General features: G+C 71.9%; 26 protein-coding genes. 14 read left to right on the top strand and 12 right to left on the bottom strand.

Annotation, left to right across the window (positions count from 1 at the left end; genetic code table 11):
- The first annotated feature begins 165 nt into the window (after nt 1–165).
- Together OG852_RS25990 and OG852_RS25985 are read left to right on the top strand one after the other, a co-directional pair.
- A complete protein-coding gene (locus tag OG852_RS25990) occupies nt 166–633 on the top strand; it encodes a hypothetical protein (RefSeq protein WP_133911947.1) in 468 nt (155 codons plus the stop codon).
- A 107-nt stretch (nt 634–740) separates the two neighbouring features.
- On the top strand, nt 741–1,472 hold the full coding sequence (locus OG852_RS25985; RefSeq protein ID WP_133911946.1) for a nucleotidyltransferase family protein: 732 nt from the start codon (nt 741–743) through the stop codon (nt 1,470–1,472).
- Between the two features lie 181 nt (nt 1,473–1,653).
- Here OG852_RS25985 and OG852_RS25980 read toward each other — a convergent pair whose 3' ends face one another.
- From OG852_RS25980 to OG852_RS25955, 6 genes are all read right to left on the bottom strand, one after another.
- Entirely contained in the window at nt 1,654–3,333 is a 1,680-nt protein-coding gene (locus OG852_RS25980) for a DoxX family membrane protein (protein WP_166663509.1), read from the bottom strand.
- A 117-nt stretch (nt 3,334–3,450) separates the two neighbouring features.
- Nucleotides 3,451–4,392 carry a 23S rRNA (guanosine(2251)-2'-O)-methyltransferase RlmB gene (gene rlmB, locus OG852_RS25975; RefSeq protein WP_133911945.1) on the bottom strand — a complete coding sequence of 314 codons (942 nt, stop codon included), beginning with the start codon at nt 4,390–4,392 and terminating at the stop codon, nt 3,451–3,453.
- Nucleotides 4,393–4,491: 99 nt separating this feature from the next.
- Nucleotides 4,492–5,892 carry a cysteine--tRNA ligase gene (gene cysS / locus OG852_RS25970; protein WP_133911944.1) on the bottom strand — a complete coding sequence of 467 codons (1,401 nt, stop codon included), beginning with the start codon at nt 5,890–5,892 and terminating at the stop codon, nt 4,492–4,494.
- Between the two features lie 33 nt (nt 5,893–5,925).
- Nucleotides 5,926–6,420 (bottom strand): 2-C-methyl-D-erythritol 2,4-cyclodiphosphate synthase, encoded by a 495-nt coding sequence (ispF, locus tag OG852_RS25965; protein ID WP_133911943.1) that lies wholly within the window; start codon nt 6,418–6,420, stop codon nt 5,926–5,928.
- Nucleotides 6,410–7,162 carry a 2-C-methyl-D-erythritol 4-phosphate cytidylyltransferase gene (gene ispD / locus OG852_RS25960; RefSeq protein WP_133911942.1) on the bottom strand — a complete coding sequence of 251 codons (753 nt, stop codon included), beginning with the start codon at nt 7,160–7,162 and terminating at the stop codon, nt 6,410–6,412. Before ispD ends, ispF begins: the two co-directional genes overlap by 11 nt.
- A gap of 328 nt (nt 7,163–7,490) precedes the next feature.
- On the bottom strand, nt 7,491–7,973 hold the full coding sequence (locus OG852_RS25955; protein WP_003953493.1) for a CarD family transcriptional regulator: 483 nt from the start codon (nt 7,971–7,973) through the stop codon (nt 7,491–7,493).
- Nucleotides 7,974–8,636: 663 nt separating this feature from the next.
- Between OG852_RS25955 and OG852_RS25950 the strand changes: the two genes are divergently transcribed.
- The gene (locus OG852_RS25950; RefSeq protein ID WP_133911941.1) at nt 8,637–9,281 is read left to right on the top strand and encodes a DUF461 domain-containing protein; all 645 of its coding nucleotides are present in this window, start codon (nt 8,637–8,639) and stop codon (nt 9,279–9,281) included.
- Nucleotides 9,282–9,368: 87 nt separating this feature from the next.
- Here OG852_RS25950 and OG852_RS25945 read toward each other — a convergent pair whose 3' ends face one another.
- Nucleotides 9,369–10,049: a response regulator transcription factor gene (locus OG852_RS25945; protein ID WP_030043517.1), complete on the bottom strand. Its 681-nt coding sequence runs from the start codon at nt 10,047–10,049 to the stop codon at nt 9,369–9,371.
- Nucleotides 10,046–11,410: a sensor histidine kinase gene (locus tag OG852_RS25940; protein ID WP_330349090.1), complete on the bottom strand. Its 1,365-nt coding sequence runs from the start codon at nt 11,408–11,410 to the stop codon at nt 10,046–10,048. Before OG852_RS25940 ends, OG852_RS25945 begins: the two co-directional genes overlap by 4 nt.
- A gap of 190 nt (nt 11,411–11,600) precedes the next feature.
- Between OG852_RS25940 and phoU the strand changes: the two genes are divergently transcribed.
- The 5 genes from phoU to OG852_RS25915 all read left to right on the top strand — a co-directional run bounded on the left by phoU (nt 11,601) and on the right by OG852_RS25915 (nt 14,990).
- Nucleotides 11,601–12,302, top strand: coding sequence for a phosphate signaling complex protein PhoU (gene phoU, locus OG852_RS25935; protein WP_330349089.1), 702 nt, complete (start codon nt 11,601–11,603; stop codon nt 12,300–12,302).
- A gap of 121 nt (nt 12,303–12,423) precedes the next feature.
- Nucleotides 12,424–12,582, top strand: a complete 159-nt coding sequence (locus OG852_RS25930; protein WP_166663508.1) for a hypothetical protein — start codon at nt 12,424–12,426, stop codon at nt 12,580–12,582.
- 140 nt (nt 12,583–12,722) lie between these two features.
- On the top strand, nt 12,723–12,971 hold the full coding sequence (locus OG852_RS25925; protein ID WP_133911938.1) for an SCO4226 family nickel-binding protein: 249 nt from the start codon (nt 12,723–12,725) through the stop codon (nt 12,969–12,971).
- A gap of 78 nt (nt 12,972–13,049) precedes the next feature.
- Entirely contained in the window at nt 13,050–13,769 is a 720-nt protein-coding gene (locus OG852_RS25920; RefSeq protein ID WP_133911937.1) for a rhomboid family intramembrane serine protease, read from the top strand.
- A gap of 120 nt (nt 13,770–13,889) precedes the next feature.
- Complete coding sequence (locus tag OG852_RS25915) at nt 13,890–14,990, top strand: serine hydrolase domain-containing protein (protein WP_330349088.1); 1,101 nt, start codon at nt 13,890–13,892, stop codon at nt 14,988–14,990.
- 148 nt (nt 14,991–15,138) lie between these two features.
- On the opposite strand, the gene OG852_RS25910 is transcribed toward OG852_RS25915, so the two are convergent.
- A complete protein-coding gene (locus OG852_RS25910; RefSeq protein WP_133911935.1) occupies nt 15,139–15,900 on the bottom strand; it encodes a phosphoglyceromutase in 762 nt (253 codons plus the stop codon).
- 150 nt (nt 15,901–16,050) lie between these two features.
- Between OG852_RS25910 and OG852_RS25905 the strand changes: the two genes are divergently transcribed.
- On the top strand, nt 16,051–17,403 hold the full coding sequence (locus OG852_RS25905; protein WP_330349087.1) for an MDR family MFS transporter: 1,353 nt from the start codon (nt 16,051–16,053) through the stop codon (nt 17,401–17,403).
- Nucleotides 17,404–17,426: 23 nt separating this feature from the next.
- On the opposite strand, the gene OG852_RS25900 is transcribed toward OG852_RS25905, so the two are convergent.
- Nucleotides 17,427–17,873 (bottom strand): DUF2000 family protein, encoded by a 447-nt coding sequence (locus OG852_RS25900; RefSeq protein ID WP_133911933.1) that lies wholly within the window; start codon nt 17,871–17,873, stop codon nt 17,427–17,429.
- Between the two features lie 49 nt (nt 17,874–17,922).
- Between OG852_RS25900 and OG852_RS25895 the strand changes: the two genes are divergently transcribed.
- Both OG852_RS25895 and OG852_RS25890 read left to right on the top strand, forming a co-directional pair.
- Nucleotides 17,923–18,729, top strand: coding sequence for a helix-turn-helix transcriptional regulator (locus OG852_RS25895; protein ID WP_330349086.1), 807 nt, complete (start codon nt 17,923–17,925; stop codon nt 18,727–18,729).
- Nucleotides 18,726–18,875, top strand: a complete 150-nt coding sequence (locus OG852_RS25890; RefSeq protein ID WP_330349085.1) for a hypothetical protein — start codon at nt 18,726–18,728, stop codon at nt 18,873–18,875. The genes OG852_RS25895 and OG852_RS25890 overlap by 4 nt, the downstream gene beginning before the upstream one ends.
- A 25-nt stretch (nt 18,876–18,900) precedes the next feature.
- Here the strand turns inward: OG852_RS25890 and OG852_RS25885 are convergent, their stop codons facing one another.
- Nucleotides 18,901–19,404: a YbjN domain-containing protein gene (locus OG852_RS25885; RefSeq protein WP_330349084.1), complete on the bottom strand. Its 504-nt coding sequence runs from the start codon at nt 19,402–19,404 to the stop codon at nt 18,901–18,903.
- Nucleotides 19,397–20,734 carry a D-inositol-3-phosphate glycosyltransferase gene (gene mshA / locus OG852_RS25880; protein WP_133911930.1) on the bottom strand — a complete coding sequence of 446 codons (1,338 nt, stop codon included), beginning with the start codon at nt 20,732–20,734 and terminating at the stop codon, nt 19,397–19,399. The genes OG852_RS25885 and mshA overlap by 8 nt, the downstream gene beginning before the upstream one ends.
- A gap of 257 nt (nt 20,735–20,991) precedes the next feature.
- Here mshA and OG852_RS25875 point away from each other — a divergent pair, with 257 nt between their 5' ends.
- The 3 genes from OG852_RS25875 (at nt 20,992) to OG852_RS25865 (ending at nt 24,795) form a co-directional block, all read left to right on the top strand.
- Nucleotides 20,992–21,804, top strand: a complete 813-nt coding sequence (locus OG852_RS25875; protein ID WP_330351494.1) for a class I SAM-dependent methyltransferase — start codon at nt 20,992–20,994, stop codon at nt 21,802–21,804.
- Nucleotides 21,805–22,048: 244 nt separating this feature from the next.
- Nucleotides 22,049–23,146, top strand: coding sequence for a C40 family peptidase (locus tag OG852_RS25870; protein ID WP_330349083.1), 1,098 nt, complete (start codon nt 22,049–22,051; stop codon nt 23,144–23,146).
- Between the two features lie 290 nt (nt 23,147–23,436).
- Complete coding sequence (locus OG852_RS25865) at nt 23,437–24,795, top strand: PP2C family protein-serine/threonine phosphatase (protein WP_330349082.1); 1,359 nt, start codon at nt 23,437–23,439, stop codon at nt 24,793–24,795.
- Nucleotides 24,796–24,886 lie beyond the last annotated feature (91 nt).

Raw genomic sequence — 24,886 nt, 5'->3', positions numbered from 1 at the left:
CCCTTCTCGCTGCCTCGGACAGCGCACAGAAACCCCGGCACACCGGACATGTACCCCACCCGGCCCAACGACCGTCAACCCACTACCCCACAAGGGACACCACTTCATCCCCCGTCCGAGTGACGAGATGTCGCCGAATGATTACGGGGCGCTACCCTCACACGCGTGAAGCACTCCGCGAACCACTCCACCCAGCGCACGCGACGCGGCCAGGGCGGCCCAGCCCGCCGGATCGGCCGCTCGCTCGCCCTCGTCCTGCCCGTCGTCATGGTGCTCTCGGGAACCCTCGCGGTCACCCGGGTCAACTGGTCGGGAGACCCCTCGGACTCGGTGCTCACCGCCTCCGACGTCTCCACCGCGCACCGCACCTCCCACGGCGCCCCCCAGGCCCCCCAGGACGTCCTGCGCGACCAGCTCCTGACCGAGCTCCAGCAGAAGGACCCGGGCACCGCCCTGACCCACCTCCAGGCCGCGGTGAACGGCAGGCCGTCGCTGGCGAAGCACTGCACCTCCATCGCCCGCGCCCTCGGCCGCGCCGCGGTCCGTCTCTACGGCCCCTCGCGCGCCCAGTCCTACGCCCGCCCGGTCTGCGACACCTCCTTCGCCTCGGGCGTCCTCGCGGCCCACAGCTAGCCCCTCACCCGGGGTCGCGGCTCCCCCGCCCGAGACGGGGGGGCCGCTCAGGCGGCTGTCAGGCACCTCTTACGGCACGTACACCCGCGCCGCGTACAGTGCCGCCCATGACTCACCCGCACGCCGCGTCGCGCCCCACGCAAGCCGTCGTCCTGGCCGGTGGCCAGGGGTCCCGGCTGCGTCCGTACACCGACGACCGGCCCAAGCCCATGGTCGAGATCCCCGGCACGGGAACCCCGATCATCGGCCACCAGCTCTCCTGGCTCGCCGAGGAGGGCGTCACCGACGTCGTCGTCTCCTGCGGCCATCTGGCCGAGGTTCTGCAGGACTGGCTGAAGTCCGCCGACCTGCCGGTCAACGTCACGACGGTCGTCGAGACCGAACCGCTCGGCCGCGGCGGCGGCCTGAGGTACGCGGCCGCCCGACTGCCCCACCCGGACCGGCCCTGGTACGCCACCAACGGCGACATCTGGACCCGCTTCTCGCTGCGCGAGATGGCCGACTTCCACACCGAGCGCGACGCGGTCGCCACCCTCGCGCTGGCGCGGCCGCGCATCCCGTGGGGGGCGGTGCAGACCGACGGCTTCGGGCACATCACCGACTTCATCGAGGCACCGCCGACGACGTACGAGATCAACGCGGGGGTGTACGTCTTCTCCCCCGAGTTCGCCGGGCTGCTGCCCGAGCGGGGGGATCACGAGCGGACGACGTTCCCTCACCTCGCGCGCGAGCGGCGGCTGGCTGGCTTCCCGATCCCTCAGGGGGCGTACTGGCGGGCCATCGACACGGCGAAGGATCTGACGGAGGCGGCGAAGGAACTGGCGGCGCTGGGTCGCTGACGGTCCGGCCGTTCTTCGGGTGCGGCCGGTGGGGGTCGTTCGCGCAGTTCCCCCCGCCCCTGAAAAGCAGAACACCAGGTGCCGTGCGCTGATGAGCGCACGGCACCTGCTACGTCTTTGTTCCAGGGGCGCGGGGAACTGCGCGATCAGCCCCCACCGGCCCGCAGCCGAACCGCAACCGCTACCCCAGCAAACCCCCCACCAGCCCGGGCTGACCGGAGGACGACGATCCACCCGACGTACCACCGGTCGAACCACCGGAGGTACTCGTGGAGCCACCCGACGTCGGCCCCGAGCTGGTGCTCGGTGCCTGGCCGCCGCCCGTCGTGGTGGACTGCCGCGGCGGCGCCTGCCCCGCCGTGCCCTGGGTCTGGCTGGGCGCGCCCGCACCCGCACCCGTGGTGGCGGTGTCACGGGCGGGCGGCGTGCCGGCGGTGCCGGCCGTCGGCGCCGCCGACGTCGCGCCCTGGGTGGGCGAGGTGGACGCCTCGGGGCTGCGGGACGCCTCGCGGGAGCCGGACTCCTCCGGGAGCGGGGCGCCGGGCAGCTCGTTGCGCGGGGCCTCGCCGGGGCCGGGGACGACGACACGGTCGGCGTCGCGGACGGCGCCGCCGAGCAGGGAGCCGATCAGCAGGGTGAGACCGACGGCGATCGCGGTGACGAGAGCGCCGCGGCGCAGGACGTACCGGCGCAGCTCCCAGATGTCGGAGCGGGGGCCGAGCCGGCGCCAGGCCCCGGCGGCGAGGCGGCCGTCGACGGAGTAGACCGGGGCGCCCGCGATGATCAGCGGGGACCAGGCGGCGAGGCAGATGATGTCGGGGGTGTCGTAGACCGGGACGGTCTTCCAGCTCACGGTGACGATGAGCGCCGCCGAGAGCGCGGCGCCGACGGCCGCCGCGACGCGCTGCCAGCAGCCCAGGACGGTGAGGACGCCCACGACGACCTGGAGGAAGGCGATCACGAGCCCGGAGCCGACGGGGTGGTGCAGGGCGAACTGGCGCAGCGGCTCGGCGACTTCCCAGGGGTGCAGGGTGTTGAGCCACTTCACCATGGAGCCGCGCTTGCCGCCGTCGAAGTAGACGGGGTCGCACAGCTTGCCCATGCCGGCGTAGACGGAGATGAAGCCGAGGAAGACCCTGAGCGGGAGCAGCACCACGCCCAGGTTCATCCGGCGGCCGGGGTAGTAGGCGTGCCGGGAGGAGTCCGGGTCGCCGGCGTGGCGCCCGCCGCGCGGCTCGACCGCCTCGGCGAGCGCCTCCCCGAAGTCCTCGAACTCGGCGTCGTCGTAGGGGCGTTCGTCGTAGGGGGGTTCGTCGTAGGCGCTGCCGACCGTGCGCATGTGCGGCAGGAGCCGGTTCTCGCCGGCCACCGGGGCGCGCTGGGCGCCTACGATGGGCGTTTCCAGGGTCTGTGCCGCGAGATCGCCGTCGTAGCCGCCGACGCGGGGGATGACCTGGGTGGCTCCGGCGTCGGCCCCGGGGGGCGCGCCGTGGCCCACGCTGCCCGCGCGCACCGCCTGGAGCAGCCGGTGGGCGCCGGTGTCGTCCGGGGCGGTCTGGCCGCTCCAGACGACGGGGCGGCGGCGGGCACCGGTGGCGGCGCCCGCCCGGCCCGCCGCGCCGACGACGGGGATACGCGTGGTGTCCTGGTTGGCGCTCATGTGCCGGGCGATCCGCGGGGATTGGTTCCGCCGCGCCGACACGCCCAGCTGCACGCGGAAGCTCGCGTGATTGACGATGATCTGCGCCGGATCGCTCGGCACCTTCACCATGCTCAGCGCGGGAGCGTCATCGAAACCGGAATCGAATCCCGACGAGCGGCCCCCCGTGGGTGTGCGGGGTGTTCTGGTGTCCACACTCATCTAACCGAGTGACGTGTGGTTAGGACACTGCTTTGACCCGCCGGATCTGTCCGGACTCCGTCAAGGTTGCCCCACCCGCCGGATTTAACCCGACGGGGTGACGGAGCGGACAGACGTTCAGGCCCGGCGCCGAGCGGCCTCGTACAGCACGATCCCCGCCGCCACACCGGCGTTGAGGGATTCCGCGCCGCCCGGCATGGGGATGCGGACCCGGAAGTCGCAGGTCTCGCCGACCAGCCGGGACAGGCCCTTGCCCTCGCTGCCGACGACGATGACGACCGGGCCGTCCAGCGCCTCCAGCTCGCCGATCTCCGCCTCGCCGTCGGCGGCCAGGCCGACGACCGCGATACCGGCCTTCTTGTACGCCTCCAGGGCGCGGGTGAGGTTGGTCGCGCGGGCGACGGGCGTACGGGCCGCCGTGCCCGCCGAGGTCTTCCAGGCACCGGCGGTCATCCCGGCCGCGCGGCGCTCGGGGACGACCACGCCGTGGCCGCCGAACGCGGAGACCGAGCGGACGACGGCACCCAGGTTGCGCGGGTCGGTCACCCCGTCGAGGGCGACGATCAGCGGGTCCTCGCCCTCGTCGTGGGCGGCGTCGACCAGGTCCTCGGGGTGGGCGTACTCGTACGGCGGGACCTGGAGGACGAGCCCCTGGTGGTTGAGGCCGTTCGTCATGCGGTCCAGCTCGGGGCGCGGGGCCTCCATGAGGTTGATGCCGCCGCGCTCGGCCGCGAGCTGGAGCGCCTCGCGCACCCGCTCGTCGTTGTCGATGAACTGCTGGACGTAGAGGGTGGAGGCGGGGACGCCCTCCCGCAGCGCCTCGACGACCGGGTTGCGGCCGACGACCAGCTCGGAGGCGCTCTTGCCGCCCCGCCCGCGCGCCACGGGACGCCGCTGGACCTGCTTCGCCTTGGCGGTGGCGACGCGGTTCTTCTTGTGCCCCTTGCGCATCTCGGCGGGCGGGGTGGGGCCCTTGCCCTCGAGGCCCCGGCGCCGCTGGCCGCCACTGCCGACCTGCGCGCCCTTCTTGCCGGACATGCGGCGGTTGTTGGCTGCCATGACCTACCTGATTCTGTGCGGAGGTGTGCGTATGTCTATGCAGTGTGCCGCCCGGGGAGCCGGGCGGCACAATCGATCAAGGGAACGGGCTGCGCGGGACTACCGGGTCCCGAGGGTCCAGCGCGGTCCCTGCGGGCTGTCCTCGATGGTCAGCCCGGACTGGTTGAGCTGGTCGCGGATCGCGTCCGCGGTGCCCCAGTCCTTGCGGGCGCGGGCCGCCTCCCGCTGGTCCAGGACCAGGCGTACGAGGCTGTCGACCACGCCGTGCAGATCCTCGCCCTTCTCGGCCCCGCCCGCCCAGTGCGCGTCGAGCGGGTCCAGACCGAGGACGCCGAGCATGGCGCGGACCTCGGCGAGCCGGGCCACGGCCGCTTCCTTGTCGTCGGCGGCCAGCGCGCTGTTGCCCTGGCGGACGGTGGTGTGCACGACGGCGAGGGCCTGCGGGACGCCCAGGTCGTCGTCCATCGCCTCGGCGAACGCCGGCGGCACCTCGGCGGCGGGCTCGACGGCGCCGCCCGCCTTCTCGACGACGCGCTGCACGAACCCCTCGATGCGGGCGAACGCCGACTCGGCCTCGCGCAGCGACTCCTCGCTGTACTCGATCATCGAGCGGTAGTGCGGGGTGCCGAGGTAGTAGCGGAGCACGATCGGGCGCCAGTTCCTGACCATCTCGCCGACCAGCACGCTGTTGCCGAGCGACTTCGACATCTTCTCGCCGCTCATGGTGACCCAGGCGTTGTGCACCCAGTACTGCGCGAACTCGTCGCCGTAGGCCTTGGCCTGGGCGATCTCGTTCTCGTGGTGGGGGAAGATCAGGTCCAGGCCGCCGCCGTGGATGTCGAAGGCGGAGCCGAGGTACTTGTGGGCCATCGCGGAGCACTCCAGGTGCCAGCCGGGACGGCCGCGGCCCCACGGGGTCTCCCAGTCGGGCTCGCCCGGCTTGGTCGCCTTCCACATGGCGAAGTCGCGCGGGTCGCGCTTGCCGGTGATGCCCTCCTCGGTGGGCTGGCGCAGATCGTCGATGTCCTGGTTGGACAGCGCCAGATAGCCGGGGTAGGAGCGCACGTCGAAGTAGACGCTGCCGTCGGCCTCGTACGCGTGACCGCGCTCGATGAGGACGCGCATCATCTCGATCATCTCGGGGACGTGCCCGGTGGCACGCGGCTCGTACGTGGGCGGCAGGCAGCCGAGGGCCTGGTAGCCGTCGTTGAACGCGCGCTCGTTGTCGTAGCCGATGGACCACCAGGGACGGCCCTGCTCGTACGACTTGGTGATGATCTTGTCGTCGATGTCGGTGACGTTGCGGATGAACGTGACGTCGTAGCCGCGGTACTCGAACCAGCGGCGCATGATGTCGAAGTTCAGGCCGGAACGGATGTGGCCGATGTGCGGGGCCGCCTGCACGGTGGCGCCACAGAGGTAGATCGAGACACAGCCCGGCTGGAGCGGGGTGAAGTCACGGATCTGCCGGGCGCTGGTGTCGTACAGGCGAATAGTCACGCTGCCTAGGGTAGTGGGCGGCAGGTGCTCTCCTCACCCCAGTCTGACCACCAAAGCGGTCGCCACGGCCATCAGGCCTTCCTCCCGCCCCGGGAACCCCAGGCCGTCCGTGGTCGCCCCCGACACCGACACCGGGGCCCCGGCCGCCTCCGACAGGATCTTCTGCGCCTCCGCCCGCCGCTTGCCGATCTTCGGCCGCGGCCCCACGACCTGTACGGCGATGTTCCCGACGGTGAAACCGGCCTCGCGGACGATGCGCGCCGCCTCCGTCAGCAGGGTCACTCCCGAGGCGCCGGACCACTCGGGGCGGCCGGTGCCGAAGTGCTGTCCGAGGTCGCCGAGGCCGGCGGCGGAGAAGAGCGCGTTGCAGGCGGCGTGGGCGACGACGTCGGCGTCGGAGTGGCCGGCCAGGCCCGGGCCCTCGTTCTCCCACTTCAGGCCCGCGCACCACAGCTCGCGGCCCTCCTCGAAGGCGTGGATGTCGGTGCCGATGCCGACCAGGGGCAGCGGGGGGAGGTCAGAAGCCATCGTTGAGCCTCCTGCGGGCCAGGACCGCCTCGGCGAGGACCAGGTCGAGGGGGCGGGTGACCTTGAAGGCCTCCTCGTGGCCGGGGACGACCACCACGGTCGGCCCGAGCTGCTCGACCATGCTCGCGTCGTCGGTGACGTCCCCGGTGACCGTCTCGTGGGCGCGGACCAGGGTGGCCCGGTCGAAGCCCTGGGGGGTCTGGACGGCGCGCAGCCGGGCGCGGACCGGGGTGGCGACGACCGGCTCGGGGTCTCCGGTGACCCGGGCCGGCTCGACCTCCTTGACGGTGTCGGCGAGCGGCAGCGCCGGGACGACGGCGGGGGCGCCCTCGCGGACGGCCTCGATGACGGCGTCCACGGTGTCCACGGGGACCAGGGGCCGGGCGGCGTCGTGGACGAGGACGATGTCGTACTCGGGCGGCAGGGCGTCCAGGCCGAGGCGCACGGACTCCTGGCGGGTGTCGCCGCCGGGGACGACGAGGAAGTCGGTGCGGTCGGGCAGCGCGTGCGCGTCGAGCAGCGACTTGACCTCGGCGGCGCCGTCCGGCGGGGCCACGACGACCACCAGGGAGACGGACCGGGAGGCGGCGAGGGCGCGCACGGCGTGGATCAGCATGGGCGTGCCGTTCAGCGCGCGGAGCGCCTTGGGGGCGCCCGGGCCGAGGCGTACGCCCCGGCCGGCGGCCGGAATCACCGCGGCCGTACGGGCGGGCGCGGGCGAGGGACGCGAATCGTCAGACATCGGTTCCTGTCAGGTTTGTGTGCTCGGCCTAGTTGGGTACGGAGACAGCGTGCCGGGCGCGACGCCTTGACCGGACCCTTCCGTGACGCGCCGGTCGAGCGCTGCCCGGGCTCGGCACGCAAAGTATCGGGGTTTCCCCGAAGTGGGTCCGCAGCGGGTTTCCCCGGGTTTCGCCGAGGGGGACGACCCGGAGGCGGGACCGCCCGTAGGTGGGCGCACGGCATCCGGACGCGAACATGCCGCAGCGCCCGGCGACGGGAAATACGTCATCGGGCACCGCGGCATTTCGGTGTTCAACGGTGTGCGTCGGCGTCGGCCTTCGCCGGCGTCAGGACGCGAGAACCTCGTCGAGCAGGGCCTCGGCCTTGTCCTCGTTGGTGTTCTCCGCGAGGGCGAGCTCGCTCACCAGGATCTGGCGCGCCTTGGCGAGCATGCGCTTCTCACCGGCGGAGAGTCCGCGCTCGCGCTCACGACGCCACAGGTCACGTACGACTTCCGCGACCTTGATGACATCGCCGGAGGCGAGCTTCTCCAGATTTGCCTTGTAGCGACGCGACCAGTTCGTGGGCTCCTCGGCGTACGGCGCGCGCAGCACCTCGAAGACCCGGTCCAGCCCGTCCTGACCGACCACATCACGCACGCCGACGAACTCCGCATTGTCCGCTGGCACACGCACCGTCAGGTCACCCTGGGCGACCTTCAGCACCAAGTAGGTCTTGTCCACGCCTTTGATCTGGCGAGTTTCGATGGCCTCGATCAGCGCGGCCCCGTGATGGGGATAGACCACGGTGTCGCCAACCTTGAACGTCATGTGACAGGTACCCCTTCCGTGGCTATCCAGGGTAACACGGAAACTGCGGTTCCTGAATGGCGTTTTCGCAGGTCAGGGCATATCTCGGGGCTTGACAACTGCAACAGGAACGTGCTGCGGGCCGCTCACGGAAGCAGGTATTCGCAGGTCGGAGCGGCTGTTCGAGGGGGGTGAAACATGGACGTCACACACGTCCGGAGCACACTCCGGGCGGCCGGATGTCCGCATATGTCTGCTTCCAGATGTGCGACTTGCGCTACTCCGTTCGGTGCCCGTGGCCGGATACGAGTCGTTTCCGGAATTGATCACCGGGTCTTCGCGCGGGCCCGTGATCAATTTCCCGGACGGTCGCGCATTCCTTCACGGAAAATTTGCGAGCGGAGCGCGTCGGCGCTTAACCGGGGGCCGTGCGCGGATATGTGAATGACGTACGAGCAGGAAGAGCCAGGATGAAGTTGGAGTGACCGGTGGGTCGCGCGAGAGCGTCGGGACGGGTGTGATGACCAGGGAGATCGGGGCGTGCGGCGCCCGCCGGAGGCCTTAGAGGCGGGTCGGGTGCGGCGGCGCGGGAACGGCTCGGTAACCTAAGGCCGCTGACAGACCCTTAGGGCGGCTTTATCACCAGGTGAGCTGCCCGTGTGCGTTCAAGGAGTTGCCGCCGCCGTGAGCAGCAGCCTTCGACGCGGCGCCCTCGCCGCATCCGCCCTCGCGTTCTCGATCGCCACGCTCGCCGCCTGCGGCGCCGGCAACAACAGCCAGACGCTGGAGATCCGGCCGGACAACGCCGCCACCAGCGTGGGCGACATCAAGATCCAGAACGCTGTCGTCATCACCCAGCCCGACCCCGCCGAGGGGGGCCCGGTCGCCGTCTCCGCGACCGTCTTCAACTCCGGCAAGGAGGCCCAGACCATCGAGTCGATCGACGTCGAGGGTCTCGGCACCGCGAAGCTGTCGCCCGCCAAGGGGGAGAAGGAGCTGACCGTCCCGGCCGGCGGTGTCGTCGTCATCGGCGGCGAGGGCAACGCCTCGGCCGTCCTGGAGCACCCGGCCGAGGAATCGATCGACGGCAACGCCCAGAAGACCACCTTCACCCTCAGCGACACGGGCGCGGTGAGCCTGGCGGCCTTCGTCGTCCCGGCCAAGGGCTACTTCTCGAGCTGGGGCCCCAGCGACATCCCGAGCGCGGCGACGGAGTCCCCCACCGAGAGCCCCGCCGCGACCGCCACGGCCACGGAGTCCCCGGCCGCGGGCACCACGGAGTCCCCCTCGGCCTCCACCACGTCCTCGGAGTCCCCGGCCGGCCACTGAGCCCCCGTACACACGCCAAGGGCGGCACCCTCACCGGGGGTGCCGCCCTTGGCGTAGGTACGAACGCCGTAGCCGCGGAAGAACGACTTACGGCTCGAACTTGTAGCCCAGGCCGCGCACCGTCACCAGGTACCGCGGCGCGCCCGGGTCGGGTTCGATCTTGGCGCGGAGGCGCTTGACGTGGACGTCGAGGGTCTTGGTGTCACCCACGTAGTCCGCGCCCCAGACGCGGTCGATGAGCTGCATCCGGGTCAGGACGCGGCCGGCGTTGCGCAGGAGCATCTCCAGGAGGTCGAACTCCTTGAGGGGCAGGTCGACCTTGGAGCCGGAGACGGTGACGACGTGACGGTCGACGTCCATCCGGACCGGGCCGGCCTCCAGCGCCGCCGGGGTGACCTCCTCCGGCTCACCGCGGCGCCGCAGGACGGCGCGGATCCGGGCGACCAGCTCACGCGAGGAGAACGGCTTGGTGACGTAGTCGTCGGCTCCTATCTCCAGCCCGACGACCTTGTCGATCTCGCTGTCCTTGGCGGTCACCATGATCACGGGGACGTTGGAGCGGCCGCGCAGCTGACGGCACACCTCCGTGCCGGGCAGACCCGGCAGCATCAGGTCGAGGAGGACGAGGTCGGCGCCGTTGCGGTCGAACTCGTCGAGTCCGTCGGGCCCGGTGGTCGCGACGGCGACCTCGAAGCCCTCCTTGCGGAGCATGTACGACAGGGCGTCGGAGAAGGACTCCTCGTCCTCGACGACGAGCACTCGGGTCACGGAAGGACCTCCGGGGCGGAAAGCGTCTGGTACGCGGTCGAATCGGGGGATGAGCGGCGGGACGGTGTGCGGGAGGGGGTGGGGGAGATGCCGCCGGCCTGCCCGTCCTCGTCATTGAGGTCGTCCAGGTCGTCGAGGGTGTCAAGCCCCTCGAGGCCTTCCGGGTCGTCGGGATCCGGATGCTGGTGCGCGCGATCGCGGTCGCGGGCCGCGGTCGCCGCCTCGGGCAGCCGCAGCGTGAACGTGGAGCCCTGTCCCTCGGCACTCCACACCGTGACCTCCCCGCCGTGCGAGGCGGCCACATGCTTGACGATCGCGAGCCCGAGGCCCGTACCGCCCGTCTGGCGGGAACGGGCCGGGTCGACTCGGTAGAAGCGCTCGAAGATGCGCTCCTTGTCCTTGTCGGAGATCCCGATGCCCTGGTCGGTCACCGAGATCTCGATCAGGTCCGCGCCGGGCGCGGTCACCCGGCGGGCGGCTATGCCGACACGGGTGCGGGCGGGTGAGTAGTTGACGGCGTTCTCGACCAGGTTGCCGAGGGCCGCGGCGAGCTGGCCGCGGTTGCCCCAGACCCGCAGGCCGGCCGTGCCGCCGGCGGCCATGGTGATCTGCTTGGTGCCGGCCTGGTGCCGGCAGCGGTCGACGGCCTCGGCGACCAGCTCGTCCACGCCGACCGGTTCGGCGTCCTCCAGCGGGTCGTCGTTCTGCACCCGCGAGAGGTCGATCAGCTCCTGCACCAGGTTCGTCAGCCGGGTGGCCTCGATCTGCATCCGCCCGGCGAACCGCTCCACCGCCTCCGGGTCGTCGGCGGCGTCCATGACCGCCTCGGAGAGCAGGGAGAGCGCGCCGACCGGCGTCTTCAGCTCATGGCTGACGTTGGCGACGAAGTCCCGTCGTACCGCCTCGATCCGGCGGGCCTCGGTGAGGTCCTCGACGAGGAGCAGCACGAGCCGGGAACCCAGCGGCGCCACCCGCGCGGAGACCGCGAGGGCCTCGCCGCGCCCGGTGCCGCGCCGGGGCAGGTCCAGCTCGACCTGGCGTATCTCGCCGTCGCGCCGGGTGTCCCGGGCCATCTTGAGCATCGGCTCGATCGCCAGTTTTCCGCCACGGACGAGTCCCAGGGCGTACGCCGCGGAACTCGCCTTGACGACGGCGTCGGCCTCGTCCAGGACGACGGCCGACGAACGCAGCACCGACAGGACCGTGTCCACGCCGGGCGGGAGCACGGGATCGGTGTGCAGGGAGGTGCGGGTGGGGCGCGCCTGGTCGCGTTCGCTCCAGCGGAACGCCAGCATGGCGATGACACCGGTGAGCACCCCGGCGATCGCTGCCGCTGCGGCGACCGCCGCGTTCACGTCCATGCGTCCAGGTTAGGCACGGGATCCCGGGTGGCCACAGCCATGCAGGTGCGACCTCGAACACTCGTCGCCCAGAGTTCACCTTGGAGCCAGTAGTGGTTCATTTGAGGTGACTGAATCCGACGCGTAGCGGGCGGACCGTGGCACCGTGGGGTTCGCCCCGGAGCATACGTACGTACGAGAGGGAATCCTGATGCGGGACGCGTACCACGAGGAACTTGACTCGATAGGCGACAGCCTGGTGGAGATGGCCCGGCTGGTCGGGTCGGCGATCGGGCGCGCCACGACCGCCATCCTCGACTCCGACCTGAAGCTGGCCGAGAGCGTCATCGAGAACGACCAGAAGGTCGACGAGCTGCAGCACGACCTGGAGGCGAAGGCCATCGCGCTGCTCGCCCGCCAGCAGCCCGTCGCCACCGACCTGCGGATAGTCGTCACCTCACTGCGGATGTCGGCCGACCTGGAGCGCTCGGGCGACCTCGCCCAGCACGTGGCGAAGCTCGCCCGGCTGCGCTTCCCGAACCGGGCGGTGCCGCGCGACCTGCACGCCACGATCCTGGAGATGGGCCAGCTCGCGCAGCGCCTGATGGCGAAGGCGGCGGAGTGCATCATCACCAAGGACGTCGACCTGGCACTCCAGCTCGAGGCCGACGACGACGCGATGGACCTGCTGCACCGCACGCTGTTCCAGCACCTGATCGACGACCGCTGGAAGCACGGCATCGAGACGGCCGTCGACGTGACCCTGCTGGGCCGCTACTACGAGCGGTTCGCCGACCACGCGGTGGCGGTCGCCAAGCGTGTGGTGTTCCTGGTGACGGGTGAGCACGCGGACGAGCTGCAGCCCGACATCCAGCCGGACATCCAGCCGGCGACCGGGATCGAGGGGGCGTAGCTCCGCCGGGGAGGAGAGCGATGGGCTTCCGGAGGGCGTGCGGGCGCCACTGTGCGCCGTTGATGCGCCCGGCAGGACGGGCATGAAATGGGCACAGGCCCTACGCCTCCGGGAGGAACCCATGGCAGAGTCCCCCAGCACCCCGCAGCCCGACCCCACCCAGGAACGCCCCACCGAGCAGCCCGCCGAGATCAGGAACCTGATGCTGATCGGCGCGTGCGGGTGCGGCTCGGGGTGCGGCTGCGGGTGCCAGTCGGGCAGCCCGTGCCAGTGCGGCTGAGCGCGGTCGTCGTACGTACGAGGGCGGGGCCCGGTGACCACACCGGGCCCCGCCCTCTTGTCGCGGGAGGGCCGGGCCGGGCGCAGCATGGAAGGGACGAACAGGAACGCGAGCCGGACGGCGGAAAGGGGGTGGACACCATGCCCAAGTTCATGGACGTCCACCACGACATGAAGGGCATCACCCGGGAGCAGCTCCTCCAGGCCCACCAGGACGACCTCGCCATAGAAGGGGACGAGGGCGTCCACTTCGAGTCCGCCTGGGCCGACCCCGACTCCGGCGTCGTCTACTGCCTCTCCGAGGCCCCGTCCGCGGAGGCGGTCCAGCGCATCCACGAACGCACGGGCCACAAGGCCGACGAGGTCCACCCGGTTCCGCTCCAGGTGTGAGCGGATCATTGTGCGCCGGGGGGAATCCTGCATGATGGAGGTCCGGCAGGTGGCGGGGGACATGGAGGGGGACTCACCATGGACAGGCCGACGTCCGACGCGCAATTGACGGTCGCGGAGGCGCGCAAGGCGTTCTTCGTGATGTTCGGGTTCCTGGTGCTGGTCTGGCTGGTGCAGCTCGCGAACTTCGCGGACGACTACACCCCGGCCCGTGAGTACGGTGTGGTCTCCGGTGACCTCGGCACACTGCCGCACATCCTCACCGCGCCCTTCCTGCACTGGAGTTGGGCCCACATCGAGAGCAACTCCGGGCCGCTGTTCATCTTCGGGTTCCTGGCCGCGTACCGGGGGGTGCTGCGTTTCCTGGGGCTGAGCCTGCTGGTGGCGGTGACGAGCGGCCTGGCGGTCTGGTTCTTCGAGGGCGGGAGGGTGGAGACGGTCGGCGCGAGCGGCCTGATCTTCGGCTACTTCGGGTACGTCGTCGTCCGCGGCCTCTTCGACCGGCATCTCATAGACACCCTCATCGGCGTCGTGATGGCGGCGTCCTTCGCCTACATGCTGACGGTCGCCGTGCCCGGTACGCCCGGCGTCAGCTGGCTGGCCCATCTCGGCGGCCTCATCGGCGGGCTGCTGGGCGCCTGGTTGTTCCGCGACCGCGACCGCCGTAAGCGCCCGACCGGCACTCCCCCGGCCCGGACGGGCTCGTCGGGCACATCCGGCTCGTCCGGCTCGTCCGCTCCCGCCGGTCATCCGCGGGCCGACCTGCACAAGGAACTGGGAGACCTGGGGCTGCTGTAGCGCCACGGGTGGTGCTGCCCCCACCCCGACTCCGGGGGTGCGTCGCAGTGATCCGGCACCGGGCGGCTGGCAGGGTCGACGGCGGGCGAAGCCGCCCGGCCGACCACCCAGGGGGAGACCATGCACCGTACCCGCCTCGCCGCCGCCGTCCTGCTCGCCGCCACCCTCGTCGGGGCATCGGCCCCCCTCGCGGCGGCCGACCGACGCGACCCGGTGCAACACCAACTGGACCTGCTGGTGTCCCGCGACGGGGTACCGGGCGCGCTCGCCTACGACGGCCGTGTGACCCGCACGGCCGGTGTCGCCGACCTCGACTCGGGCCGCCCGATGGTCGACGCCCGGGGCCGGTTCCGACTGGCCAGCGACACCAAGGCGTTCACCGCGACGGCCGTGATGCGTCTGGTGGCGGACGGGCGGATACGGCTCGACGACCGCGCCGGTGCGTACGTCCCGCAGCTCGCCGAACAGTCCATCACCGTACGCCAGTTGCTCAAGCAGAGGAGCGGGCTGCCGGAGTACGCGACGCTGGTCGACTGGAACAGCCCGGGCACACCGGAGGACTATCTGGCCCTCGCCCTGTCCCAGCCGCCCGTCTTCACCCCGGGGTCCGACTGGGGCTACTCCAACACCAACTACCTGGTCCTCGGCATGGTGATCGACAAGGTGTCCGGGGTCGACTTCCGCACGTACGTCGAACGCGTGATCCTGCGCCCGCTGCACCTGGACGACACCTACTGGCCCGCCCCCGGCGAACTGGCGCTGCGCGGCCCCCACGCCCGCAACTACGGCGTCCACCCGGCGCACCCGGAGGCGGGCCGGGTGGATGTGACGGAGCTGCCCGGTTACGAGTTCGGCGCGTCGGGCGGTCTGGTCTCCACGCCACGGGACCTGAACACCTTCTGGAACGCCCTCTTCGAGAACCGCCTCCTGCCCCGCTGGGCCCTGCGCCTCATGACCCGGGACACCACCGACGTCGGCAACCGCGACACCTACCCCGCCGGCAGCCGCTACGGCTACGGCATCGCCTCCACCCCCCTCACCTGCGGCGGCGTCTACTGGGGCCACGGCGGCGACCTCCCCGGCGACTCGGTCACCGGCGGCCGCGCCACGGGCGGCCGAGGCACGGTGACGATCTACACGACCACATGGGCAGCCCAGGGCCCGAGCCTCCACCACCTCCAGTCAGCAGCGGACACGGCCCTCTGCACCAAGCCCCGCTGACGTCGCGTCACCGCTCGCAACGAATCGAAAGGCGCATCCGCAATGTGCTCAGGCAGATCATCCCGGCACCTCAGCACCAGCGACACCTGACGACGACAAGCCCCCTACCAGCGGGAAAACCGCAGGTAGGGGGCTTCTTCGTACGGGCTTACTTCTTCTTGCCCTGGTTCTTGACCGCCTCGATCGCCGCTGCGGCCGCCTCGGGGTCGAGGTAGGTGCCGCCCGGGGTCAGGGGCTTGAAGTCGGCGTCGAGTTCGTAAGAGAGGGGGATGCCCGTCGGGATGTTCAGGCCCGCGATGTCGGCGTCGGAGATGCCGTCGAGGTGCTTGACCAGCGCGCGGAGGCTGTTGCCGTGGGCCGCGACCAGGACCGTGCGGCCGGCCAGGAGGTCGGGGACGATGCCGTCGTACCAGTAGGGGAGCATACGGACGACGACGTCCTTCAGGCACTCCGTGCGCGGACGCAGCTCCGGGGGGATGGAGGCGTAGCGGGCGTCGGAGGCCTGGGAGAACTCCGAGTCGTCGGCGAGCGGCGGGGGCGGGGTGTCGTAGGAGCGGCGCCAGAGCATGAACTGCTCCTCGCCGAACTCGGCCAACGTCTGGGCCTTGTCCTTGCCCTGGAGGGCGCCGTAGTGGCGCTCGTTCAGGCGCCAGGAGCGGTGGACCGGGATCCAGTGGCGGTCCGCCGCCTCGAGGGCGAGCTGCGCGGTGCGGATGGCGCGCTTCTGGAGGGACGTGTGGACCACGTCGGGCAGGAGGTCGGCGTCCTTCAGGAGCTCACCGCCGCGGACCGCCTCCTTCTCGCCCTTCTCGTTGAGGTTGACGTCCACCCAGCCGGTGAACAGGTTCTTCGCGTTCCATTCGCTCTCGCCGTGGCGGAGGAGGATCAGCTTGTACGGTGCGTCGGCCATGGCTATGAGCGTAATCCACCGTCCTGATGCGGTGCGCCCCTGCTCGTTCCTCGGACGGTTGACTGGTTCTGTTAATCGGCTCGCCTCCGCGGGCTCCGGCTTCGTAAGTTCTGAGCATCGCTTACGACACTTACCTACGGGGGCTCCGCCATGTCCGTCACCGCGCTCAGACGTGCCGCCCGCGAAACGCTCTCCGGGCTGCCCCGAGAGTTCTGGTGGCTGTGGACGAGCACGCTCGTCAACCGGCTCGGCGGGTTCGTCGCCACCTTCATGGCGCTGTATCTGACCCTCGACCGCGGGTACTCCGCCTCCTACGCCGGGCTCGTCGCCTCCCTGCACGGGCTGGGCGGGGTCGTGTCGTCCCTCGGCGGTGGCGTGATGGCCGACCGGATGGGACGGCGGCCCACCCTGCTGCTGTCGCAGACCGCCACCGCCGTGTCCGTCGCCGTGCTCGGGTTCGTCACGGATCCCGTCGCCATCGCCGGTGTCGCCTTCGTCGTCGGTGCCGCGTCCAACGCCTCGCGGCCCGCCGTGCAGGCGATGATGGCCGACATCGTGCGGCCCGAGGACCGGGTGCGGGCGTTCTCCCTCAACTACTGGGCGATCAACCTCGGTTTCGCCGTCTCCTCCATGGCGGCGGGGTTCATCGCCGAGGTCAGCTACCGCGCCGGGTTCCTGCTCGAGGCCGGGATGACCTTCGTGTGCGCCCTCGTCATCTTCCTCAAGCTGCCCGAGTCACGGCCGGCCCAGGAGGCCAAGGCCGTTCACGAGGAATCCGTCGGGCTCGGAACCGTGCTGCGCGACCTGCGGTTCATGAGTGTCGTCGGGCTGTCCTTCCTCGTCGCGCTCGTCTTCCAGCAGGGGTCCGTGGGGCTGCCGGTGGCGATGGGCGCCGCCGGGTTCACGCCCGCCGACTACGGTCTGGCCATCGCGGTCAACGGTGTGCTGATCGTCGTCCTGCAGATCCCCGTGACCCGGTTCATCGAGCACCGGGATCCGCGGCGGCTGCTCGTGATCTCCTCCGTCCTCGCGGGGTACGGCTTCGGGCTCACCGCCTTCGCCGGATCGGTCGGCGTCTTCGCGCTCACCGTCTGTGTGTGGACCCTCGCCGAGATCGTCAACGCGCCGACCCAGACCGGTCTCGTCGTCACCCTCTCCCCCACGCACGGCCGCGGGCGCTACCAGGGCATGTACACCCTGTCCTGGGCCGTCGCCTCGCTTGTCGCGCCGGTGATGTCCGGATTCGTCATCGACCGGTTCGGGGCGGAGTGGCTGTGGGGGACGTGCGCGGTCGTGGGGACGGTCGCGGGGGCCGGGTACGCCGTGCTGATGCGGCGTCTGCCGGCCGAGGAGCCCGCCGTCGACGGCGGTGGAAGCGGGACGGGCAGAGGGAGCGGGAACGGGAACGGGAGCAGGGCCGACGAGCGTAAGGGGGCCGTCCGGACCGGCACCGGTAGCGGTAGCGGTAGCGGTAGCGGTACTAGCACCGGCACCGGCGCCTGATCCCGTCGCGGGCGCGGACACCCTCACGGATGCATCCGCGCCCCCTTCATCACCTTGTCCACCGCGTTCCGCGGCCCGTACACCGCGAGCCCCACCAGATCCAGGTCCGCCGTCCGCACGGCCCGTACCGCGGCGCGGTTGTCGCGGTCGTTGCCGGTGGCGAAGAGATCGCCGGTGAACACCGCGCGCGGGAGGGAACGGGACAGCACGCGCGCGTGGGCCGCGGCCAGCGTCTCCTTCGTGCCCTCGAAGACCAGCACCGGCTGGCGGAACATCGGCAGGGAGGGCACGCCGTCGCCGTCCTCGTACGGCTCGCCGATCACCTCGGGGACCTGGGTGCCCAGGCCGCTGACGAGGAAGGCGGTGACGTTGAGGCGCTGCCAGGTCTCCAGGTCCTCGCGCAGCAGGACGGCGATCTTCGTGTCGAAGCGGAGGGGTGCGAGGGGTTCGAGGGGTGCGTCGTCGCTCATGCTCCGAGACTGCCGGGCGTCGTACGACCCCGTCTTGTACGTTCTTTGCATGGTCCCCCGGCAGGAAGTCTCCGCCTGGCGCCCGGCCGTCCCCGGCGTCGTGGAGGTCTTCCACGCCCACTTCACCGAGCACGCGTACCCGATGCACGTGCACGACGTGTGGACGCTGCTCATCGTGGACGACGGGGCCGTACGGTACGACCTCGACCGGCACCGGCACGGCACCCCGCACGACACGGTCACCCTGCTCCCTCCGCACGTGCCGCACAACGGCTCCTCCGCCACCCCGCACGGCTTCCGCAAACGGGTCCTGTACCTCGACGGCACACGTCTCGGCGAGGACCTCATCGGGGCCGCCGTCGACCGGCCCGATCTGCGTGATCCCGTGCTGAGGGACCGGGTCGGCCGGTTGCACACCGCGCTCGCGCGCTCCGGGGACGAACTGGAGGCGGAGAGCAGGCTGGCGTTCGTCGGCGAGCGGCTGCGCACGCATCTGCGGCCGTCGGCCGCCGTGCCCGGGCCCCCGCGTCCCGGCCCGGACCTCGCCCGGCGGCTGCGCGAGCTCCTCGACGCGTCCGTCGTCCGGGGCGTCGGCCTGGAGGAGGCGGCGCGGGTCCTGCGGGCCCATCCGGCGCATCTCGTACGGGCGTTCAGCGGCGCGTACGGCATCGCACCCCACCAGTACCTCACCTCCCGCCGGGTCGAGCGCGCCCGGCGGCTGCTGCTCGACGGGATGCCGGCCGGCGAGGTGGCCGCGGCGGCCGGTTTCTTCGACCAGTCCCATCTCACGCGGCACTTCCGGAAGTCGGTGGGGGTCACACCGGGACGGTACGCGCGGAAGTCCTCCGTCCGGTGATCACCAGGGGGTACGGGAAGCACCCCGAGGAACTGAACCGGCGCATCGACGGACTCGACGCCGAAGTCGACCGGTTGCCGACCGGGAAGGGGCCGGCGGACGCCCTGCGCGCGTTCGCCGACCGGCTCGACCGGCCGCACCCCTGAGAACCGGAGAACCGGCCCTCCCGGGTCAGTCGGCCGGCCGCTGCGTCAGATGCGCGAAGGCGTCCAGGTTGCGGGTCGGCTCGCCCCGGGAGACGCGCCAGGCGTACTCCCTGCGGATCGCTGAGGCGAAACCCAGCTCCAGCAGGGTGTTGAAGGCGCCGTCCGCCGCCTCCAGGACCTGGCCGAGCAGCCGGTCCACCTCGTCCGGGGTCACCGACGACAGGGGCAGCCGGGCGGTGACGTAGACGTCGCCCAGCTGGTCGACGGCGTAACTCACGCCGTACAGCTTGAGATTGCGTTCCAGGAGCCAGCGGTGGACGCCGGGCTCGTTCTCGTCGGGGTGGCGGATGACGAACGCGTTGAGGGAGAGCGAGTGCCGGCCGACCAGGAAGGAGACCGTCGTCTTCAGCTTGCGGGTGCCGGGGAGCTGGATGACGTAGGAGCCGGGGCGGGGGCTCTCCCACTCCAGCTCCGCGTCCTCCGCGTACGCCTCGATGACCTGCGCCGCACTCTTCTGAGCGTCACCCATGGGGGGAGCGTACGTGACGGCGGTGGGCCTGGGTCGCCGCCGTGTAGACGTCGGCGGTGGCGGCCGCGGCCGTGTCCCAGCCGAAGGACTGGGCGTGGGCGGCGGCGGCCGTGCCCATGCGGGCGGGCAGTTCGGGGGTGTCGGCGAAGCGTTCCAGCACGCGCGCGTACGCGACCGGGTCGTGGCCCTGGACCAGGAAGCCGGTCTCGCCGTCGCGCACGGCCACGGGGAGGCCGCCGACCGAGGCCGCGAGGACGGGGGTGCCCGCCGCCTGGGCCTCTATGGCGACCAGGCCGAAGGATTCGCTGTAGGAGGGCACGACGAGGAGGGAGGCGGCCCGGAACCAGTCCGCGAGCTGCTCCTGGCCGACCGGCGGACGGAAGCGCACGACGTCCGCGATACCGAGACGGGCGGCCAGTTTCTGCAGGCCCTCCGGCTTGGCGAGGCCGCTGCCGCTGGGGCCGCCGACGATCGGTACGACGATCCGGGAGCGCAGGTCGGGGCGGGTGTCGAGGAGGGCGGCGACGGCGCGCAGGAGGATGTCCGGGGCCTTCAGGGGCTGGATGCGGCCCGCGAAGAGGGGGACCAGCGCGTCCTGCGGGAGGTCCAGGCGGGCCCGGGCGGCGGCGCGACCGTCGGCCGGGGAGAAGCGGTCGAGGTTGACGCCCGGGTGGACGACGGCGACCTTGCCGGGGTCGGCGCTGTAGTGCCGGACGAGTTCGTCGGCCTCCTCCGCCGTGTTGGCGATGAGCCGGTCGGCGGCGTCGACGATCTGGGTCTCGCCGATGACCCGGGCGGCGGGCTCGGGGGTGTCGCCGTCGGCGAGGTTGGCGTTCTTGACCTTGGCCATGGTGTGCATGGCGTGCACCAGGGGGGCGCCCCAGCGCTGGGCGGCGAGCCAGCCGACGTGGCCGGAGAGCCAGTAGTGGGAGTGGACGAGGTCGTAGTGGCCGGGGCGGTGGCCGGCCCAGGCCTGCATCACGCCGTGGGTGAAGGCGCAGAGCTGGGCGGGGAGGTCCTCCTTGTTGAGTCCCTCGTAGGGGCCGGCGTCGATGTGGCGGACGAGGACGCCGGGGGCCATCTCCACCTTCGGGGGGAGCGCGGCGGCGGTCGCGCGCGTGAAGATCTCCACCTCGATGTTGATCGCGGCGAGGCGCTGGGCGAGCTCCACGATGTAGACGTTCATGCCGCCGGCGTCGCCGGTGCCGGGCTGGTGGAGCGGTGAGGTGTGCACGGAGAGCATCGCGACACGGCGGGGGCGGCGGTGGAGCCTGAGCCGCGGGGGCGTTGCCGCAGAGCGACGCCCGAGCCTGCTGGCGTAGTGGCTCACGTGGCGTTCCTCCTTGCTGCGGGCATGCCGGACGGAGGGGGCGGAAGCCTCCCAGGGGGCTGGAACGCCGGAGGGAGGTGTTCCCATTCCTGGCGGGGCCGCGGGGGAGGGGATTTTTGCCTGAGCGTTACCCGGGTCGCTCAACCGTTCGAGCCTCGGGGGCGTCCCCCGCCGGATCCCCGGACTCCTCCGGGCTCCCCGCACTCCGCCTACCCTCATATGCCATGACCTCCCGCGCCCCCCTCCCCCGCTCTCGGATGCGTTCGAGCGGGGGGACCCCCGTCGTGGGCACCGTCACGCGCGGGACCACCAACCCCAACCGGCTGCGCCGCATGGACCGCTGGATCGCCGCGACGCACGGCGCCGAGCTGCGGCGGGCCGAGGACCCCGTGGCCGTCGACCTCGGGTACGGGGCGGCGCCCTGGACGGCCGTCGAACTGCTCGGCCGGCTGCGCCGCGTCGCGCCCCGCGCGCGGGTCGTGGGCGTCGAGATCGAACCCGCGCGGGTCGCCGCCGCGAAGCCGTACGAGCGCGAGGGGCTGGCCTTCCGGCACGGCGGGTTCGAGCTGCCCCTCCCGCAGCGGCCGCACCTGGTGCGCGCGGCCAACGTGCTGCGGCAGTACGACGAGGACCAGGTCGCGGGGGTCTGGGAGCGGCTGTGCGCCCGGCTCGCGCCGGCCGGCGGGGTCTCGGCGGGCGGGCTGCTCGTGGAGGGGACCTGCGACGAGATAGGGCGGCGGCACGTGTGGGTCGCGCTCGGGCCGGAGGGGCCGCGCACGGTCACCTTCGCGGCCCGGCTGGGGTCCCTGGAGCGGCCCTCGGATCTGGCGGAGCGGCTACCCAAGGCGCTGATCCACCGCAATGTGCCGGGTGAGCCGGTGCACGCGTTCCTGCGCGACTTCGACCGGGCCTGGGCCGCCGCGGCCCCCTACGCGTCGTACGGCGCCCGCCAGCGCTGGATCCGCGCGGTCCGCGCGCTCACGGCGGACTGGCCGGTGACGGACGGCCCGGCGCGCTGGAGGCAGGGCGAAGTGACGGTGGGCTGGCGGGCCTTGGCGCCGGTTCGCTGACCGTTAACCCTTTCGTGGCTCCCGGGAACGATCCCCGTGAGTCGTTCGTCACATCGGCGGGGCGATCATCATTCCGGGGAGTGCGGGAGGGTGACGGGGGAAGGGCTCCACCTGTCGACTGGAAGGGCATAGCTGTTCGGTACCTGTCGGTTCCGGGCCTGACTCTGTCACTTTCGGCCGTGACGTGGCACGATCCCCCGAGCACCGTAAGTTACTGACGGGAAATCAGTTTGGGGGACGAGGTATGGGTCCGGGCAAGCGCGGCCTGTTCGCGGTCGCGGTGGCGGTCGTCTGCGCGGTGACCGTGCTGGGAGCACCCGGCGCGGCGTTCGCGAGCCCCGACCGCCCGAGCAGCCCCACGCCGTCCCCGACGGCGACGACCGCCCCCGATCTGACCCTCCCGCCCAGCAGGGACCTGGAAGAGGTCCGCGAGAAGCTGGAGACGCTCTACCACGACGCCGCGGTCGCCACCGACGCCTACAACGCGGCCGAGGAGGCGGCGAAGAAGCAGTCCGCCGAGATCGTCGCCCTCGCCCAGAAGATCGTCGAAGGCCAGGAGCGGCTCGCGGAGTTGAAGGACCGGGCCGGTGCCGCCGCCCGCTCCCAGTACCGCACGGGCGGACTGCCCGACGAGGCCCAGCTGATGCTGAGCGACGACCCGAGCGAGTTCCTCGACGGGGCCGGCCGGGTGCTCCAGGGCCAGCGCGCGACCAAGGGCCTGATCGCGGAAGTGACCCGCACCCAGGAGGACTTGGAGCAGTACTCCGCGGACGCCTCCGCGCAGTGGTCCAAGCTGGAGGCCAACCGCAAGGCCAAGGCGGCGGCCCAGAAGCGGATCGAGAAGCAGATCACGGCGGCCGAGAAGCTGGAGTCCCAGCTGCAGAAGGCCGAGCAGGAACGCCTCGCCAAGCTCCAGGAACAGGCCGACCAGAAGGCGCAGACCGCCTGGCTGGACACCGGCATCCTCGACGAGATCGACGGCAAGGCGAGCGCGGCGGGCAAGAAGGCCATCGCCTACGCGACCGCCCAGATCGGGAAGCCGTACGTGTGGGGCGCCGAGGGCCCGGACTCCTTCGACTGCTCCGGGCTGACCTCCGAGGCCTGGAAGAGCGCCGGGCGGTCGATCCCGCGGACCTCGCAGGAGCAGTGGAAGCAGCTCCCGCACGTGCCCGTCGAGGACATGCGCCCCGGCGACCTGATCATCTACTTCGGCGACGCGAGCCATGTGGCGCTCTATGTGGGCGACGGCTCGATCATCCACGCCCCGCGCCCCGGCCGCACCGTCACCCTCGCCGGGGCGGGGACGATGCCGATCCTCGCGGTGGTGCGACCGGACGCATGAGGCGAAAGCCCCAAAAGGGTTCAACAGCCTTGCCCGTGACCCGCGGCACGTGACGCACGGCACCTCCCCGGACTCGCCAAACCCCGTGCGGACGTGACCTTCGTCATCCCCACCCTCGTCCCGACCTGCCCAACTGCGGTAGGGAACGCGGCATATGACACTGGCCTGAGATCAAACCGCGTGCCGCACACCATTCCGCTGCGGCGCCTTCTGCCGCTATGGTCCCCGTCGGTGGGTCGAGGTCCCTCGTCCCCGCCGTGCCCTCGGGGGGAGGGAAGGAACCCGACACCATGCCCGCACCCGTACCGCGGCAGAGAGCGATCCCGGCCGCGGAGTGTGGTCAGGCGCAGGCCGTACCCGCACCAGGCGGCCCCTCCAATGACGTAGACCCGCCCCGGCGGGAAGCCGCCCGCAAGGACGAGACCGTGCGCGACACCGCGACGGCCGACCACGACACCGCGCACACCACGCTCACCCTGCTGCTGATCGAGGACGACCCCACGGCCGCGCCGATCGTCCCCGATCTGCTGGACTCGGACGGCAAGCGGATCCGCGTCCGCACCGCCCGCAACCTCACCGAGGCCGAGCGGCTGCTCACCGACGACGTGCACTGCATCCTGCTCGACCTGGCGCTGCCCGCGCCGGGCCGGGCCGCCAAGCCCGGCGAGACCGACGAGGAACTCGCCGTCCTGCGGCACGTCCTGCGACTCGCGCCCCGGCACGCCGTGCTCGCGCTCACCGCCTCCGGCGACGCCGAGCGCGGCGCCGAAGCCGTGCGCGTCGGCGCCCAGGACTATCTCTTCCGGGACGAGCTGGACGGCCGGCTGCTGAGCCGCGCGATCCGCTACGCCGTTGAGAGGAAACGTTCCGACACGGCCGAGCGGAGGCTCGCCGAGGGCAAGCTGCGCGCCCAGGAGAACGCCCGGCTGGAGCGCGGGCTGCTGCCCACGCCCCTCCTGGAGGGCTCCCCGCTGCGCTTCGCCGCCCGCTACCGCCCCGGCCGCTCGCGCGCGCTGCTCGGCGGTGACTTCTACGACACCGTCCGCACGCCCGACGGCACGGTCCACGCGATGATCGGCGACGTCTGCGGGCACGGCCCCGACGAGGCGGCGCTCGGCGTGGAGCTGCGCATCGCCTGGCGGGCGCTGACCCTGGCGGGGCTGTGCGGGGACGAACTGCTGGGGACGCTGCAGCAGGTGCTGGAGCACGAGCGGGACGACGACGAGATCTTCGCGACGCTGTGCACGGTGGACATCGCGCCGGACGGCCGGCGGGCCGGGCTGTGCCTGGCCGGGCATCCGGCACCGCTGGTCGCCGTGCCCGGACGGCCCGCGCGGCTGCTGCCGCAGGAGAACAACGGGCCCGCGCTGGGGCTGGTGCCCGGCGCTCGCTGGCCCCGGATGCAGGTGGAGCTGGGGGCGGCGTGGAGTCTGATGCTCTACACCGACGGGCTGATCGAGGGGCGGGTCGGTGCGGGGCGCAACGAGCGGCTCGGGCAGGACGGGATGGTGGAGATGATCCGTCGGCAGCTCGGTGAGGGGTTGAGCGGGGAGGAGCTGTTGCGGGCGGCGGTGAGTGAGGTGCGGGAGCTCAACGGGGGTGAGCTGACGGACGACGTCGCGGTTGTTCTGTTGGACCGGGTCCCGTAGGGCTTCGCCGTGGGGGCGGGGGTGACCTGCCGGTGCGGGTGCGGTGTGGCCGGTCGCGCCCACGCGGCGGAGCCGCCTGTCGATACGGCGG

The sequence above is a fragment of the Streptomyces sp. NBC_00582 genome, from assembly GCF_036345155.1.
Classification (GTDB): domain Bacteria; phylum Actinomycetota; class Actinomycetes; order Streptomycetales; family Streptomycetaceae; genus Streptomyces.
Note: the sequence above shows the minus strand (reverse complement) of the source record. Positions and strands in the feature narration are given on the sequence as shown.